The sequence below is a fragment of the Streptomyces polygonati genome, assembly GCF_042650325.1.
Classification (GTDB): domain Bacteria; phylum Actinomycetota; class Actinomycetes; order Streptomycetales; family Streptomycetaceae; genus Actinacidiphila; species Actinacidiphila polygonati.
In genome coordinates this window covers 186,041-201,675 of sequence record NZ_JBHSBB010000013.1, presented here as the reverse complement: position 1 = coordinate 201,675, position 15,635 = coordinate 186,041, and the positions used below count along the sequence as shown (strand labels likewise).

Here is a 15,635-nt window from a genome sequence, read left to right as displayed (position 1 = left end):
GAGACTGTCCCCCGTGAGACATGTCATCGCCCTCGATGTGGGCGGCACCGGGATGAAGGCCGCCCTGGTCGCCGCGGACGGCACCCTGCTCCATGAGGCACGCCGCCCCACCGGCCGGGAACGCGGACCCGACGCGGTGGTCACCACCATCCTCGACTTCGCCGCCGAGTTGCGCGAGCACGGGATCGCCGCGTTCGGCGAGACCGCGGCGGCCGCCGGACTCGCCGTCCCCGGCATCGTCGACGAGGCGAACGGCATCGCCGTCTACGCCGCCAACCTGCACTGGAAGGACGTTCCGCTGCGGGCGCTGCTCTCCGAGCGGCTCGGCGGCGTACCGGTCGCCCTGGGGCACGACGTACGGGCCGGCGGGCTCGCCGAGGGCCGGATCGGCGCGGGGAACGGCGCCGACCGCTTCCTGTTCATGCCGCTGGGCACCGGCATCGCCGGCGCCATCGGCATCGACGGCCGGATCGAGGCGGGCGCGCACGGCTACGCGGGCGAGATCGGCCACATCGTGGTCCGGCCCGGCGGCCGGGAGTGCGGCTGCGGGCAGTCCGGCTGCCTGGAGGCCTACGCCTCCGCCGCGGCGGTCTCCCGCACCTGGGCGGCGGCCTGCGGCGACCCGGCGGCGGACGCGGCCGACTGCGCGCGGGCCGTCGAGGCCGGCGACCCGCGGGCGGCGGCGGTCTGGGGCGAGGCGGTCGACGCGCTCGCCGACGGACTGGTCACCGGTCTCACCCTGCTGGACCCCCGGGTGCTCATCATCGGCGGCGGTCTCGCCGAGGCGGGCGACACGCTCTTCGGCCCGCTGCGGGCGGCCGTGGAGGCCCGGATCACCTTTCAGAAGCTTCCTCTCCTCGTCCCCGCCGCGCTCGGGGACACCGCTGGATGCCTGGGCGCCGGCCTGCTCGCCTGGGATCTGATCTCCCTGGAGGTAACCGCCTGATGGCCCCGGTAACGACAACGCAGCGCACGGTGCTGGCGGGTGCCCGTGTGGTCCTGCCGTCAGGTGTGGCCGAGGACCGCCCGCTGACGGTCGAGGGCGCCTCGATCGCCGCCCACGAGCCGGCCGGACCGGCGCACACCACGCTCGACCTGTCCGGGCGGGGCTGGACGATCGTCCCCGGCTTCGTGGACCTGCACAACCACGGCGGCGGCGGCGCGTCTTTCACCTCCGGCACCGCCGAGGAGATCCTCACCGGGGTGCGCACCCACCGCGAGCACGGCACCACGACACTGGTGGCCTCCACGGTCACCAACGACCTGGGCGTCCTGGCCCGGCAGGCGGCCCTGCTGTCCGAACTCGTCGAGCAGGGCGACCTCGCCGGCATCCACTACGAGGGCCCCTTCATCTCGCCCTGCCGCAAGGGCGCGCACGACGAGGGCCTGCTGCGCCACCCCGACCCGGCGGAGGTCCGCGCGCTGGTCGAAGCGGGGCGCGGCGCCGTGAAGATGGTCACGCTGGCCACCGAACTGCCCGGCGGCATCGCGTCGGTGCGGCTGCTGGCCGACCTCGGCGTGATCGCCGCCGTCGGGCACACCGACGCCTCGTACGAGCAGACCCGCGAGGCGATCGACGCGGGGGCCACGGTGGCCACCCATCTGTTCAACGCGATGCCGCCGCTCCAGCACCGCCTGCCCGGACCGATCGTGGCGCTGCTGGAGGACGAGCGGGTCACCGTCGAGCTGATCAACGACGGCACGCATCTGCACCCCTCGGTGCTGCGGCTCGCCTTCGGCAGCGCGGGCGCCGGCCGGGTCGCCTTCATCACCGACGCGATGGACGCGGCCGGCTTCGGTGACGGCATGTACGACCTGGGACCGATGAAGGTCGAGGTGCTGCGCGGGGTGGCCCGGCTGGTCGAGGGCGGCTCGATCGCCGGCTCGACCCTCACCCTGGACACCGCGTTCAAGCGGGCGGTGACGCTGGACGGCCTGTCGCTGACCGACACCGTCCGGGCCATCTCCACCAACCCGGCCCGGCTGCTGGGCCTTTCGGACCGGGTCGGCACGCTGGAGCCGGGCAAGGACGCGGACCTGGTGGTGCTGGACGAGGCGTACGACCTGGTGGGCGTGATGCGCAAGGGCGAGTGGGTGATACGGCCGTCCTGACGGCCCTACGGGTGTCCTACGGCCGTCCCCGGGCGGTCCTGCGGCTCGTACGGCGGCGCGGTGTGCGGCGTTCGGCCCCTTTCCCGGTCCCCGGGGCTGGGCCGGGCGCCGCCGGTTTGCCATCATCGACGGGTGATCATCACCGTCACGCTGAACACCGCGCTCGATGTCACCTACCGGGTCGGCTCGCTGCGCCCGCACACCACCCACCGCGTGCTCGACACCGCCGAGCGGCCCGGCGGCAAGGGCCTCAATGTGGCCAGGGTGCTGGCGGCGCTCGGGCACCGCGCGGTCGTCACCGGCTTCGCCGGCGGCCCGGCTGGCGACGAACTGCGCCGTCTGCTGGCCGCCACCGGACCGGCCGGCCTGATCACCGACGCGCTGGTGCCGACCGCCGGGACGACCCGGCGCACGGTCGGCGTGGTGGACGGGGCGACCGGCGACACCACGATGTTCAACGAGCCGGGCCCGGTGGTCTCCCCGGCCGAGTGGGCGGCCCTGACCGGTGTCTACCGCGAGCTGCTGGCCGCGCCGGACACCACCGCCGTCGCGCTGTGCGGCAGCCTGCCGCCGGGGCTGCCGGTCGGCGCCTACGCCGAGTTGGTGCGCGAGGCGCGGGCGGCGGGCGTGTTCGTCCTGCTGGACACCGGCGGGGAGCCGCTGCGGCGCGGCCTGGCCGCCCGGCCCGATCTGATCAAGCCGAACGCCGACGAGCTGGCCGGCCTCACCGGCTTCACCGAGCCCGCCAGGGCGGCCGGGGACGCCCGGCGGCGCGGAGCGCGCGCGGTGGCGGCCTCGCTGGGCGCCGACGGCATGCTCGCGGTCACCGATGAGGGCAGCTGGCGGGCGCTGCCGCCGGACCGGCTCAGGGGCAACCCCACGGGCGCCGGGGACTCCGCGGTGGCCGGGCTGCTCTCCGGACTGGCCGAAGGGCTGTCCTGGCCCGAACGGCTGGGCCGCGCCGTCGCCCTGTCGGCGGCGACGGTGCTGGCGCCGGCCGCCGGGGAGTTCGACCGGACCGCCTACCGGGACGCGCTGGCCCGGGTGGAGGTCGTCCCGGCGGCGGGCTGAGCCGCCCGCCGGGGAGCGGGACGGTCGGCCGGGCCGGCCGCGGGGCTGCGGGCTACTGCTTGACCTGGCCCTGCTTGAGCCAGACCTGGTCCAGATTGACCCCGCAGTTGGTGTTCGGCATGCAGGTCAGCGTCAGGACGTTGGCGCCCTTCTTGAGGTCCACCCACTGGTAGGTGTGGTTGCTCCACGCCTTCGCCCACTCGGTGTAGTTCCCGTAGTTCGGCATGTTCACCGGGGAGCTGCGGGGCTTGCCGTTGATGCCCAGGGTGAGGTCGGCGGTCTGGCCCGCGTTGCCGTAGCTGATGAAGAACGTGTAGGAATCGTCCTTCGGCACCGTGACCGTCCAGGACACCGTGGCCCCGGGCTGGGTCATGTGGTCCACATAGGTGCCGCTGTCGGAACCCGGCCACTGCGTGCTCTGCGCGGCGCCGCCGGCCAGGGCCAGCGACGACGCGTCGACCTTCGGCGAGGCGAAGGGGGTCGCCGACGCGGAGGGGGTCGGCTGGGTGCTGGGCGCGGCGGAGGTGACCGGCGCGCTGGGCGGGGTGGTGGCCGCCTGCTTCTTGCCGTCGTCGCCCGAGCCGTTGGTCATCGCGAAGGCGATGCCTATCGCGACGGCGGCGACCACGGCGACCGCCCCGATCAGCAGGCCCTTGCGGCTGGGCGTGTCCTGGCCGCCCCCGCCGCGGTGGCCGCCGGGAGGCGGGGAGTCGTACGACTGCTGCTGCGGCACGCCGTACTGCTGCTGGCCAGGCCCCTGGCCCTGTCCTTGGCCCGGTGCCTGCCCGTACTGCTGCTGGCCCTGCTGCGGCTGCGGATATCCGTAGCCGCCGGGCTGCTGCTGGCCCTGCTGGGGATAGCCGTAGCCACCCTGCTGGGGCGGCTGCGGCTGCGGGGCGCGCCGCTCGCCGACCCGCTGCACCGAGTTGTACGAGGTACGGGGCTGGCGCGGCTGGGGGGCTTCGGGCTCCGGCTGCTCCATGCCCTCGGACCGGTAGAGATACCCGAACGGGTCGTCGTTCTCCGGTGTGCCGTCATGTCCGGCCGTCATGAGCTGTCCACTCCCTACGTACTTCCGATGCCGAAACCCTACCGGCCCCGGGAGACACACTGCCCGACCCTTGGACGCTTCAGCAGGTCAGGAAGGTTCCCTGTGACCGTTACCACCTCACCCGTCACGTACGGTTCAGCCTGTGGACAACGAGTGGCTGCCCTGGCGTCCCGCGATGGAGCGCGCCCTCTACGGTCCCGGCGGGTTCTTCCTGACCCGGTCCCCGGCCGACCACTTCCGTACCTCCGTGCACGTCTCCGGCCGGTTCGCCGAGGCGGTCGCGGCGCTGCTGCTCCGGGTGGACACCGCCCTCGGCCACCCTTCCGACCTGGCCTTCGTCGACATGGCGGCCGGCCGGGCGGAACTCGCGCTGGCCGTGCTCCGCCAGGTCCCGGCCCCGGTCGCGGCCCGGCTGCGCCTCTACGCGGTCGAGCGCGCGGCCCGGCCCGAGGGACTGGACCCGCGGATCGGCTGGACCGCGTGCCCGCCGGCCGGGGTCCGCGGGCTGCTGTTCGCCAATGAGTGGCTGGACAATGTGCCGCTGCCGGTCGCCGAGGCGGACGAGCGGGGGATCGCGCGCTATGTGGAGGTCCGGGTCCCGGACGGCGCCGAGCGGCTGGGGGCGCCGGTGGCGGGCGAGGATCTGCGGTGGCTGCGGACGTGGTGGCCGCTGGAGGCGGGCGGCGCGCGGGCCGAGATAGGGCTGACCCGGGACCGGGCCTGGGCGGACGCCGTCGGTTCGCTCGCCGAGGGCCTGGCCGTGGCGGTCGACTACGGGCACACCCGGGCGGCCCGGCCGCCGTACGGCACCCTCACCGGCTACCGGGCCGGCCGTCAGGTGCCCCCGGTCCCGGACGGCGGCCGCGATCTGACCGCCCATGTCGCCATGGACGCGCTGGGCGGCACGATGACGACCCAGCGGGAGGCCCTGCGGGCGCTCGGGGTCGACGGCGGACGCCCGCCGCTGGCCCTGGCGTCCACCGATCCCGCCGCCTACGTCAGGGCGCTCGCCGCCGCCGGGGAAGCCGCCGAGCTGACCGCGACCGGCGGCCTCGGCGACTTCCTGTGGGTGACGGCGCCGGTCGGCCCGCGGTGCGCGGATCTGGCGGCCGGTCCCGATGCGCCGGGGCCCGCGCTCAGTCGGTGAGCCCGGCCAGCACCCTGCGCTCCACCTCGGGGTCGAGGCCCGGCGCCGGCCGGTCGGCCCGCCGCGGCGCCCGGCCGCCGATCGACCGCAGCCACTCCCAGGTGTCCGCGACCGTCTCCCCCACCGGCCTGCACCGCAGGCCCGCGCCGAGCGCCTTGCGCACATCGACGCCGTGCATCGCGTCGTGGTCCTCCCCCGGCGGCAGCCACACCGGCAGCTGCGTCCACGGCTCGATGCCGGCCGCCGCGATCACCTCCGGGTCGGCCCAGCGCAGCCGCGCCGAGGAGCCGGTGACGCTCACACACTTCTCCAGCAGTTCCCCCATCGTGGTGTGCCCGCGCTCGCTGATCAGGTTGTACGGCCCGCCGAGCCCGGCGGCCAGCGCGTCCAGCGTCCACTCGGCGAGGTCCCGCGCGTCCACGTACTGCAACGGGAGGTCGCGCGGCCCGGGCGCGAGCACGTCGCCGCCGCGGGCGATCCGGTTCAGCCACCAGGGCAGTCGGCCGACGTTCTCGTACGGCCCCAGGATCAGCCCGGCCCGCACCAGCAGCGCCCGGTCGCCGTAGGTCCCGAGCGCGGCGAGCTCCCCGCCCCGCTTGACCGCCGCGTAGTCGTCGCCGCCGCCCGCGACGACCGGCGCGTCCTCGTTCGCCCCGAGCGGCGCCGGATACACGTACACCGACCCGCTGGACACATACGCGTACGCCCCCACCCGCCCCTCCAACGCCCGCGCCGACGCCCGCACCGCCCCCGGCTTCGCCGACCAGGTGTCGACCACGGCGTCCCACCGCCCCGCCGCCAGCTGCGCCAAGTCCCCCTCCCGGTCACCGATCAGCTCGGCCGCCCCAGCGGGCGCGGGATGCCGCCCGCGATGAAACACGGTCACCCCCCACCCCCGCCCGACCGCGGCCTCGACCACGGCCCGCCCCACGAATTCCGTCCCACCCAGCACCAGCAGTTCCATCCCCCCACCCTCCCCGCCCGCCTCCGCCGGCGTAACCCCGGATCGCTCCGAGCGGATTCCGCCGAACGCGTAGCGGAGCAGGCGGCCGGGGTGCTGGTCACGGTGTTGCGACGGGCCCGGCGGGGGCGGTGGGGGACCTGAGAGGATGGGGGGCATGACGGAGACCACGATCGGGGTCGGCGGGGCGGCCGAGAGCACGGACATGGTGCTCAACATCGGGCCGCAGCATCCTTCGACGCATGGGGTGCTGAGGTTGCGGCTCGTGCTGGACGGGGAGCGGATCGTGCGTGCCGAGCCGATCGTCGGCTATATGCACCGCGGCGCGGAGAAGCTGTTCGAGGCGCGGGACTACCGGCAGATCGTGATGCTGGCCAACCGGCACGACTGGCTGTCCGCGTTCTCCAACGAGCTGGGCGTGGTGCTGGCCGTCGAGCGGATGCTCGGCATGGAGGTGCCCGAGCGGGCGGTGTGGACGCGGACGCTGCTGGCCGAGCTGAACCGGGTGCTGAACCATCTGATGTTCCTCGGCTCGTATCCGCTGGAGCTGGGCGGGATCACGCCGATCTTCTACGCGTTCACCGAACGCGAGGAACTGCAGCGGGTGATGGAGGAGATCTCCGGCGGCCGGATGCACTACATGTTCAACCGGGTCGGCGGGCTGAAGGAGGACCTGCCGGCCGGCTGGACGGACCGGGTGCGGGCGGTGGTGGCCGGGGTGCGGTCGCGGATGGGCCGCTTCGACGACCTGGTGCTCGGCAATGAGATCTTTCGCGGCCGGACGCGCGGGGTGGGGGTGCTGAGCCGCGCTGACGTGCACGCCTACGGGGTCAGCGGCCCGATCGCCCGCGCCTCCGGGGTGGACTTCGATCTGCGGCGCGACGAACCGTATCTCGCCTACGGGGAGTTGGCGGACACCCTGAAGGTGGTCACCAGGACCGAGGGCGACTGCCTGGCCCGCTTCGAGGTGCTGCTCGGCCAGACCCACAACGCGCTGGACCTCGCGGACGCCTGCCTGGACCGGCTGGCCGGGCTGCCGCCCGGCCCGATCAACCAGCGGCTGCCGAAGGTGCTCAAGGCCCCGGAGGGCCACACCTACGCCTGGACCGAGAACCCGCTGGGCCTCAACGGCTACTACCTGGTCTCCAAGGGCGAGAAGACGCCCTACCGGCTCAAACTGCGCTCGGCGTCGTACAACAACGTCCAGGCGCTGGCGGTGCTGCTGCCGGGCCAGCTGGTCGCCGACATGGTGGCGATCCTCGGCTCGATGTTCTTCGTGGTCGGGGACGTCGACAAGTAACGGCAAGTAGCGGCGAGCGGGGGAACGCGTTACGCCTGCGCCCGCAGCCCGGACATGTCGAGCTGCTCGGTGTCGTCGTGCGCGGTGAGGTCGATGACCTCGGAGGAGGGCTCGTCGGCCTGGGCGTGCTCGGCGGGTGCGGCGTCCGCCGCGTCCACCTCGGCCTCCGCGCCCGCCTCCCCGTCGTCGTCGCCCGGCAGGCCGGGCGCCCGCTGGGTGCCGAAGAAGTCGAAGCCGCCGATCGCCCGGTGCGCCGAGGTGCCGGGGGCGGCGGAGCGCTGCGGCTGGGCGTAGGGCAGGACGGCCGCGGCCACGGCCGGCACCAGGCGGTGCTCGCGGACCGGAAGCCCGGCGGGCGAGGTGGCCGGCACGCCGTCCTCCGCCGCCGCGTGCTTGCCCTGCGGCTCGTCGGGCGCGGCCACGTCACGCCGCCGCGCCTCCTCGACGGTGCGCTGGGCCTGCTGCCGGGCCGCGTTGCGGGGCAGCTCCCGGAGCGCCTGCTCGGCCTTGAGGAAGGCCGCGGGGCCGACCGCGGCGGGGACGGCGGCGAGGGCCAGCCCCTGCTGCGCCCCGGCGCCCTCCAGCTGGAGCCGGCGGCGGGCCTCCAGCGCCCTGGCCCGCTCACTTTCGGCCGTGGCGTAGCGCCGCAGCAGATCGGCGTGCTCGGTGCGCAAACGAGCCAACTCGGCCCGCTTGCCGCGCAGCTTCTTCTCCAGCCTGTCCCGCAGCTCGCGGGACTCCTCCAGGTCCGTCTCCAGCTCGGCGACCCGCTCGTCGGTGCGCCACTCGTCGCGCTCGCGCAGCGTCTCCAGCTCGGCGACCCGGCGGCCGGCGGACCGGTCCCAGCTGCGGGCGAGGGTGGCGCCGGCGCCCGCGGTGAGCGCGGTGGCCACCGTGATCACCCGCAGCGCGCCCTGATCGCCGGCGAACAGCGAGGCGGCGGCGAGGGCGGCGGCGCTGCTCGCCACGGTGAGCGGCGGCAGCATCCGGTGCAGCGGCTGCATATGGCGGTGACGTCCACGGGGCATGGCCAGAAATTTAGCGTGCGCGGCGCGTTCATGGGGCGGCGGGGGTCTTAAATTTCGGATGGTTTGAGCCACCGATTCGCTCCGGGTGCACGCAGGGCGTCCAGCGCTGCACAATGCGTTGATCCCCGTGCGCCGGAATGCCCGCGGGCGCGCCCGCGAACAGCCGCGACCATCCGTACGTGCTAAGCGGGTTGAACCAGTTGACGCCGGTTGACACGGGACCGCCCGGCGGCGGACCGCCGCTACTCGCTCAGGCCTTTCGACTTCAGATAGTCCGCCGCGACATCGGCCGGCTTCAGCCGCTCACGGTCCACCTGCGCGTTCAGCGCGGTGAGATCGGCGGTGGTCAGCACCGCGGTCAGCCGGTTGAGCGCCGCGGCCACGGCCGGGTCGCCGGCGTGCGCGGTATTGACCACCGGCAGCAGGTTGTCCGCGTTCTGCAGGTGTTTGTCGTCGGTGAGCAGCACCAGGTCGTACTGGTCCAAGGTGGCGTCCGTGGTGGTGGTCAGTACGAGTTGGTCGGTGCCGTCCTTGACCGCTTGCTTGGACTGCGCGGTTCCGACGCCCTTGGGGTCGATTCCGGTGATGTCGATGCCGTAGGCCGTCTTCAGGCCGGGCGAGCAGAAGGGGCGGTCGGGGCATTCGTCGCCGGCCGCCAAGGTGATCTTGAGCTTGGACGCGCCGAGATCGGACAGCGTTTTCAGGTGGTGCGCGGCGGCGAAGTCCTTGGTGACCGCGAAAGCGTTCTGGTCCACGGCCCGGCCGGCCGGCAGCACCGTCAGTCCGCGCGGTGCGGCCAGCGCGGTCAGCGCGGCCACGGTGGCCTTCGCGTCACCGGAGGCGACCGGCTTCTCGGCGGCCGCCGAGGCGCCGTTGACCTTCACGTTGAGGAACTCGGCGAGGGTGGCGGCGTATTCGGGCACCACGTCGACCTGGCCCTTCTCCAGCGCGCGTTCGTAGAGCTCACGGTCCGCCACCGTCCGCACCGAGGTGTGGTAGCCGGCGCCGGAGAGCAGCTTGGCGTAGAGCTCGGCCAGCACCACGCTCTCGGTGAAGCCGGCCGAGCCGACGACCAGGCTCCCCTTGCCGCCGCCCGCCCCGGACGGCGTGTCGTTGGCCTTCTTCTCCAGGCTCTTGCCTCCGCAGCCGGCCACGCCCGTGAGCAGCAGGGCGGCGACCAGGGCCGTACCGGCGGCGCGTACGCGTCCGTTCATGGGCTCAGCACTCCAGACAGTGAGGTCGCGCCGGGCCGATCGCGCCGGCGCATGGGGTCCAGCAGCCGCTCCAGGACGAGGAAGACCGCTTCCACCAGCAGGGCGAGGACGGCCACCAGCACCGCGCCCGCCACCACCTCGGCGGTGATCTGGCGTTTGAAGCCGGCCGTGATGATGCGGCCCAGGCCGCCGAAGCCCGCCATGGCGGCCAGCGTGGCGGTGGCCACCACCTGGACGGCGGCGGACCGTACTCCGGTCCAGATCAGCGGGAAGGCCAGCGGCAGTTCGATCCGCAGCAGCAGCTGGCGGTCGGTCATCCCCATGCCCCGGGCGGCCTCGACCACCGCCCGGTCGGCCTCGCGCACCCCGACATAGGCGTTGGTGACCAGCGGCGGCACCGCGAACAGCACCAGCGAGACGATCACCGGCCAGTCGCTGCCGGAGCCGAACGCCACCAGCAGCAGGGTCAGTACGGCGAAGGTCGGGACGGCCCGGCCGATGTTGGAGATGTTGACGGCGACCGCGCCGCCCTTGCCGTAGTGGCCAAGCACGACGGCGGCCGGCAGCGAGAGCACCAGGGCGATGCCCAGCGAGACCCCGCTGAAGTAGAGATGCTCGGACAGCCGGTGCGGCACCCCCTCGGCACCCGACCAGTTGGTGCCGGTGGTGAGCCAGTCCCAGGCTCCGCCGATCGCGCTCATGCCGCCGCCACCTTCTCCGTCGTCTCCGCCTCGTCCGTCCCGGCCCCGGCGCCGACCGGGGCGACCGGCCCGGCCGGCTGACCGGCCCTCCCCCGGCGGCGGTGCGTCCAGGGGGTGATCACCCACTGCACCCCGAGCAGCAGCATGTCGGCGACCAGCGCGATCACCACGCACAGCACGGACGCGGCGAGCACCGGGGCCTTGAAGTCGCGCTGGATGCCGTCGAGCAGCAGATTGCCCAGCCCGCCGTAGCCGATGATCGCGCCGACCGTGGTCAGCGCGACCGTGGAGACGGTGGCGATCCGCAGACCCGCCATCACCGCGGGCAGCGCCAGCGGCAGTTCGACGGCGAACAGCTGCCGGGTCGGCCCGTATCCCATCGCGCGCGCCGCCTCCCGTACGTCCTCGGGCACGCCGGCCAGGCCCGCCAGGATGTTGCGGACCAGGATGGTCAGCGAATAGAGCACCAGGCCGGTGACCACCAGTGACGGCGAGAGGCCGAACACCGGGAGCAGCAGCGAGAACATCGCCAGCGACGGCACCGTGTACAAGATGGTGGTGATCGCCAGCACCGGGCCGGCCAGCAGCCGCCAGCGGCGGGCGATCAGCGCCAGCGGAAAAGCGACCAGCAGGCCGATGGCCACCGAAGCGGCGGTGATCCAGATGTGCTGGACGCAGGCATCGGTGAGTTCCTGACGGTAAGTGCGAAGATATTCCCCGCATATCCAGTCGTTCGCCACCATGCAGTTCTCGGATGCCATGGGTGTCCCCCTCCCCCGCTGAGTCATGGTTATGCCTCAACCCACCCAGGATGACCCTATCGTTGGAGGGTGACATTCGGGACACCCTCCATATGGTCGCACCATTGCCGCCGCACCATTGCCTCCTCCCGAGGTCGCCGGAATTGCGCGGGCCGGACGAGTACGGTGAGGACAGAGATCCGCCGGACAGTTGAGGACTCATGATCCGATTCGAGAACGTCAGTAAGCGCTACCCCGACGGCACCACTGCGGTGGACGACCTGTCGTTCGAGGTCAAGGCGGGTGAACTCGTCACGCTGGTCGGCCCGTCGGGCTGCGGTAAGACCACCACCATGAAGATGGTCAACCGGCTGATCGAACCCACTTCCGGACGCATATATCTGGACGGCGAGGATGTGGCCGGAATCGAACCCGTCAAATTGCGCCGCCGGATCGGCTATGTCATCCAGCAGGTCGGCCTGTTCCCGCACAAGACCATCCTGGAGAACACCGCGACGGTCCCGGCGCTGCTCGGCTGGAAGAAGGCCGCGGCAAGGGAACGCGCCGCGGAACTCCTGGTCCTGGTCGGTCTCGACCCCGTGACCTTCGGTTCCCGTTATCCGCATCAGCTGTCCGGAGGCCAGCAGCAGCGGGTCGGCGTGGCCAGGGCGCTGGCCGCCGATCCGCCGGTGCTGCTGATGGACGAGCCGTTCGGGGCGGTGGACCCGGTGGTGCGGCAGCGGTTGCAGACGGAGTTCCTCAACCTCCAGGAGCGGGTGCGCAAGACGGTCCTCTTCGTCACGCACGACATCGAGGAGGCCGTACGCCTGGGTGACCGGATGGCGGTCTACGGCACCGGCCGTATCGAGCAGTTCGACACCCCGGCGACCGTGCTCGGCGCTCCCGCGACGCCGTACGTAGCCGAATTCGTCGGCTCCGACCGGGGGTTGAAGCGGCTGTCGGTCACCGCGATCGAGCCGACCGACCTGGAGCAGCCGCCGACGGTTCGGCTGGACGACACGGTGGCCGCGGCGGCGGCCCGGATGCGGGAGGAGGACGCCCGCTGGGCGGTCGTGCTGGACCCGGAGGGCGTGCTGCACGGCTGGGTCCCGGCCGAGACACTGGCGCGGGCGAAGAACGGCACCGTGCGCGCGCACGCCCGGCGGATGGACGCGTGGGTGCCGGTCGGCGCCAGTCTGAAGCAGGCCTTCGCGACGATGCTGCAGTACGACGCGGGGTGGATCGCGGTGCTGGACGGCGCCCGGTTCGTCGGCGTGCTGACCCCCGCCCTGCTGCACGAGGCGCTGCGGCGCTCGATCGACGCGGAGTCCTCCGGGGTGGAGCGGGCCGCGGTGACCATCGAGTCGGTGGGCTGAGGCGGGGCTGAGACGGGCTCGGGCCGGGCCGGTGCGCCGGCCCGGCCCCGACCTGAGCGGCAGCTAGGAGCCTTCGGGCCGGCCGATGTGCGGCGTCGGCACCGTGGGCGTGCCGTCCGGCGGGGTGACCGGCAGGCCCGCCTCGCGCCAGGCCTGGAAGCCGCCGGTCAGGTCGGTGGCCCGGCGCAGGCCGAGGGCCTGGAGGGAGACGGCGGCCAGCGAGGAGGCGTAGCCCTCGTTGCAGATCACGACCACCGGCAGGTCGTGGCCGACCGCCTGCGGGACGCGGTGCGGGCTTCGCGGGTCGAGGCGCCATTCGAGTTCGTTGCGCTCGACGATGACGGCGCCCGGGATCGTGCCGTCACGGTCGCGCAGGGCGCCGTAGCGGATGTCCACCAGCAGGGCGCCGCCACGAGCGGCCTCGGCGGCCTGGGCGGGGCTGAGACGGCTCAGCCCCTCGCGTATGGCGGCCAGGTGCTCGTCGATGGACGGCATTCACCACTCCTCGGGACGTTCCACCATTTCGAGCCGCAGCGTGCTGCCCTTACGGCTGTAGCGGCGGATCAGCGGCAGCGGCGGGTAGTAGGCGTGCACGGAGACCGCGTGGCCGGTGGGCGAGCGGTTCTCGACCTGGTGGACGTGTTCGCGGCCGAAGGCGCGGCCCACTCCCTCGGGGAGGATCCGCTGGCGGTCGAGGCCCTCGGCGAGTTCCAGCGAGCGCCAGCCCTCGGTGGGCAGCGGTACGGACAGCGACCGCTCGGTGAGTTCGCCCGCCGCGGTGACGAAGACGCCGTACGAGCCGCCGTGGTCGTGCCAGCCGGTCTCGGCGCCGGGCGGCCAGCCGATCAGCCACGCCTCGGCGCCGCCGGGGCCCTCCAGGCGGACCCAGGTGCGGCCCTCGGGGTCGAGCGGGAGTTCACCGACCAGCGCGTGGTCGGCGGCCACCTTGCGGGCGAAGTCCAGCAGGTCGGCCGCGGTGGGCGCGGTCGGGGACTGGCTGGGGGAAGTGCTGGGGGAAGCGGTCACCGGAGCGGCGGCTGAAGCGCCGGCGGCGGTGGGAGTCGTGGTGGAGGAAGCGGCGGTCGGCGTCGTCATGGGAACACCCCGGGGAGAGATCGCGTCGACACACGGCTCAGCGGGCGGGCGGACGCGAAGTGAACAACGGGCCGGAGGCGCGCGTCAGCGCGCGGCCGTACACACGCAGCCCGCGTACCGGAGCAGGTCCAGATGGACCCTCCGGTGCAGACGCAAGCCGATGCCCTTCACGCTACGGACTGAATCACGCCACGGGCCCGCCGGTCAAGCCGGAACACCCCGCCGGAACACTCCTTGCCCCAGGTCACCGGTTGTGCTGGTGAGGCCGGTGCACCCGCGGCTGCGGGGTGTCGTCGTCCTCGGGGAGCTTGCAGACCCGTTCCAGGAAGATCGCCGCCGCGATGACGCCGACCGCGGCGAGCACCGTGAAGCCCGCGTAGACCGCCTGCTCGCGGCGCGGGTCCATGTCCAGCTTGTACATCGCCAGATAGACGCCCGCGCCTCCGTACAGCCCGGCCACCAGGGCCGCGACCAGGGCGCTGGACTGGCCGAAGACCACCGAACGGGCGGCGGCCAGCGGGTCGACGCCCTTGGCGCCGGGCCGCCGCTCCCGCTGGGCCCGCAGCCGGGACCGCAGCGACAGAGCGGTGGCGTACAGCGAGACGGCGATCAGCGCCAGCACGATCGGCGCGGCCACCGGCACTCCGGGCAGCGTCCCGAAGGTGTCCCACAGATGGGCCACCGACCACGAGAGCACCAACGCGACGGCGAATACCCCCGCCAGCGTCCTGATCCGCAGCGTCCTCACCGAGTGCCCGCCTCCACCTTCTGGTGCCCGTCCCCGCCCAGTGCGGCCACGCGCCGACGTTCTGTGTCGCTAGCAGTGTGAACGTTTACTCGGGCAGCCGGAGTTCCACATCGGTGCGGCGGCGTACGCCCGAGTCGTCCACGGCGGCGAGCAGCTCGGCCACCGGGCCGTGCGGGGGCAGGTCGGCGGCCGGCTCCACATCGAGCCAGGGTACGAGCACGAAGGCCCGCTCATGGGCGCGCGGGTGCGGCAGGGTGAGGACCGGGTCCTGCGAGCGGACCCCCTGGTACGCCACGATGTCGACGTCGATGGTGCGCGGGCCCCAGCGCTCGGCGCGCACCCGGTGATACGCCTCCTCGATGGCGTGGCCGCGTTCCAGCAGCGCCTCGGGCGGCAGTGTGGTGCGGACCAGCAGGACCGCGTTGAAGTAGCTCGGCTGGCTGCCGGCCGGCACGCCCCACGGCTCGGTCTCGTAGACCGGGGAGACCGCGCGCACCCGGACGCCCGGGGTGTCCTCCAGGGCGTCGATGGCGCCCTGGAGGGTCTCCAGGCGGTTGCCGACATTGCTGCCGAGGGCGACCACCGCGGTCTTGGGGTTGCTCAAGGTGGTGTCGGCGGCATCGACCCGGGCCACCACCGAGTCCGGTACGGGCTGGACGGTGGGGTCCCCGGTGGGGGGTTCGCCGTCGATCCGGCCGTTCCAGCCGGGGTACGCGGGCTTGTCCGCGGTCACGGGCGTCTCCGGATGATGGTCACGGTCACGTCGTCGAAGGGCACGGTGATGGGGGCGTCCGGTTTGTGCACGGTCACCTCCACCTCCTCGACCACTTCGTGCGCCAGGCAGGTGTCGGCGATGCGCTGGGCCAGGGTCTCGATCAGATCGACCGGCTCGCCCGCGACGACCGCGGCCACCTGTTCGGCCAGCACACCGTAATGCACCGTCCTGGTGAGGTCGTCACCGGCCGCCGCCGGGGCGGTGTCGAGGCCGAGCGAGACGTCCACCACGAAGGTCTGGCCGTCCTCCCGCTCGTGCTGGAACACCCCGTGGTGGCCGAGGATCCGCAGTCCGCGCAGTACGACGCGGTCCATCC

At 73.3% G+C, this 15,635-nt stretch carries 17 protein-coding genes; 6 read left to right on the top strand and 11 right to left on the bottom strand.

Going from position 1 to position 15,635, the window contains the following annotated elements:
* Positions 1 to 13 precede the first annotated feature (13 nt).
* The 3 genes from ACFO3J_RS19100 to ACFO3J_RS19090 all read left to right on the top strand — a co-directional run bounded on the left by ACFO3J_RS19100 (position 14) and on the right by ACFO3J_RS19090 (position 3,183).
* Positions 14 to 946: an ROK family protein gene (locus tag ACFO3J_RS19100; protein ID WP_386430658.1), complete on the top strand. Its 933-nt coding sequence runs from the start codon at positions 14 to 16 to the stop codon at positions 944 to 946.
* The gene (gene nagA / locus ACFO3J_RS19095) at positions 946 to 2,112 is read left to right on the top strand and encodes an N-acetylglucosamine-6-phosphate deacetylase (RefSeq protein WP_386430657.1); all 1,167 of its coding nucleotides are present in this window, start codon (positions 946 to 948) and stop codon (positions 2,110 to 2,112) included. Before ACFO3J_RS19100 ends, nagA begins: the two co-directional genes overlap by 1 nt.
* Positions 2,113 to 2,244: 132 nt before the next feature.
* The gene (locus tag ACFO3J_RS19090; protein WP_386430656.1) at positions 2,245 to 3,183 is read left to right on the top strand and encodes a 1-phosphofructokinase family hexose kinase; all 939 of its coding nucleotides are present in this window, start codon (positions 2,245 to 2,247) and stop codon (positions 3,181 to 3,183) included.
* A gap of 52 nt (positions 3,184 to 3,235) precedes the next feature.
* On the opposite strand, the gene ACFO3J_RS19085 is transcribed toward ACFO3J_RS19090, so the two are convergent.
* The gene (locus ACFO3J_RS19085; protein ID WP_386430655.1) at positions 3,236 to 4,234 is read right to left on the bottom strand and encodes a carbohydrate-binding protein; all 999 of its coding nucleotides are present in this window, start codon (positions 4,232 to 4,234) and stop codon (positions 3,236 to 3,238) included.
* A gap of 175 nt (positions 4,235 to 4,409) precedes the next feature.
* Here ACFO3J_RS19085 and ACFO3J_RS19080 point away from each other — a divergent pair, with 175 nt between their 5' ends.
* Positions 4,410 to 5,381: an SAM-dependent methyltransferase gene (locus ACFO3J_RS19080; protein ID WP_386431031.1), complete on the top strand. Its 972-nt coding sequence runs from the start codon at positions 4,410 to 4,412 to the stop codon at positions 5,379 to 5,381.
* On the opposite strand, the gene ACFO3J_RS19075 is transcribed toward ACFO3J_RS19080, so the two are convergent.
* On the bottom strand, positions 5,371 to 6,345 hold the full coding sequence (locus ACFO3J_RS19075; RefSeq protein WP_386430654.1) for an NAD-dependent epimerase/dehydratase family protein: 975 nt from the start codon (positions 6,343 to 6,345) through the stop codon (positions 5,371 to 5,373). The genes ACFO3J_RS19080 and ACFO3J_RS19075 overlap by 11 nt on opposite strands.
* Before the next feature lie 154 nt (positions 6,346 to 6,499).
* Here ACFO3J_RS19075 and ACFO3J_RS19070 point away from each other — a divergent pair, with 154 nt between their 5' ends.
* Complete coding sequence (locus tag ACFO3J_RS19070) at positions 6,500 to 7,642, top strand: NADH-quinone oxidoreductase subunit D (RefSeq protein ID WP_386430653.1); 1,143 nt, start codon at positions 6,500 to 6,502, stop codon at positions 7,640 to 7,642.
* Positions 7,643 to 7,671: 29 nt separating this feature from the next.
* Here ACFO3J_RS19070 and ACFO3J_RS19065 read toward each other — a convergent pair whose 3' ends face one another.
* The 4 genes from ACFO3J_RS19065 to ACFO3J_RS19050 form a co-directional block, all read right to left on the bottom strand.
* On the bottom strand, positions 7,672 to 8,670 hold the full coding sequence (locus ACFO3J_RS19065; RefSeq protein WP_386430652.1) for a hypothetical protein: 999 nt from the start codon (positions 8,668 to 8,670) through the stop codon (positions 7,672 to 7,674).
* Positions 8,671 to 8,912: 242 nt separating this feature from the next.
* Positions 8,913 to 9,884, bottom strand: a complete 972-nt coding sequence (locus tag ACFO3J_RS19060; RefSeq protein ID WP_386430651.1) for an ABC transporter substrate-binding protein — start codon at positions 9,882 to 9,884, stop codon at positions 8,913 to 8,915.
* Complete coding sequence (locus ACFO3J_RS19055; RefSeq protein WP_386430650.1) at positions 9,881 to 10,585, bottom strand: ABC transporter permease; 705 nt, start codon at positions 10,583 to 10,585, stop codon at positions 9,881 to 9,883. Before ACFO3J_RS19055 ends, ACFO3J_RS19060 begins: the two co-directional genes overlap by 4 nt.
* Complete coding sequence (locus ACFO3J_RS19050; protein WP_386430649.1) at positions 10,582 to 11,346, bottom strand: ABC transporter permease; 765 nt, start codon at positions 11,344 to 11,346, stop codon at positions 10,582 to 10,584. Before ACFO3J_RS19050 ends, ACFO3J_RS19055 begins: the two co-directional genes overlap by 4 nt.
* Before the next feature lie 200 nt (positions 11,347 to 11,546).
* Here ACFO3J_RS19050 and ACFO3J_RS19045 point away from each other — a divergent pair, with 200 nt between their 5' ends.
* On the top strand, positions 11,547 to 12,701 hold the full coding sequence (locus tag ACFO3J_RS19045; protein WP_386430648.1) for an ABC transporter ATP-binding protein: 1,155 nt from the start codon (positions 11,547 to 11,549) through the stop codon (positions 12,699 to 12,701).
* Between the two features lie 63 nt (positions 12,702 to 12,764).
* Here ACFO3J_RS19045 and ACFO3J_RS19040 read toward each other — a convergent pair whose 3' ends face one another.
* From ACFO3J_RS19040 to folB, 5 genes are all read right to left on the bottom strand, one after another.
* A complete protein-coding gene (locus ACFO3J_RS19040; RefSeq protein WP_386430647.1) occupies positions 12,765 to 13,196 on the bottom strand; it encodes a rhodanese-like domain-containing protein in 432 nt (143 codons plus the stop codon).
* A complete protein-coding gene (locus ACFO3J_RS19035) occupies positions 13,197 to 13,796 on the bottom strand; it encodes a cysteine dioxygenase (RefSeq protein ID WP_386430646.1) in 600 nt (199 codons plus the stop codon).
* Positions 13,797 to 14,040: 244 nt separating this feature from the next.
* Complete coding sequence (locus ACFO3J_RS19030; protein ID WP_386430645.1) at positions 14,041 to 14,544, bottom strand: DUF3180 domain-containing protein; 504 nt, start codon at positions 14,542 to 14,544, stop codon at positions 14,041 to 14,043.
* Between the two features lie 85 nt (positions 14,545 to 14,629).
* Entirely contained in the window at positions 14,630 to 15,235 is a 606-nt protein-coding gene (folK, locus tag ACFO3J_RS19025) for a 2-amino-4-hydroxy-6-hydroxymethyldihydropteridine diphosphokinase (protein WP_386431030.1), read from the bottom strand.
* Between the two features lie 38 nt (positions 15,236 to 15,273).
* Positions 15,274 to 15,633, bottom strand: coding sequence for a dihydroneopterin aldolase (gene folB, locus ACFO3J_RS19020; RefSeq protein ID WP_386430644.1), 360 nt, complete (start codon positions 15,631 to 15,633; stop codon positions 15,274 to 15,276).
* Between the last annotated feature and the right edge of the window lie 2 nt (positions 15,634 to 15,635).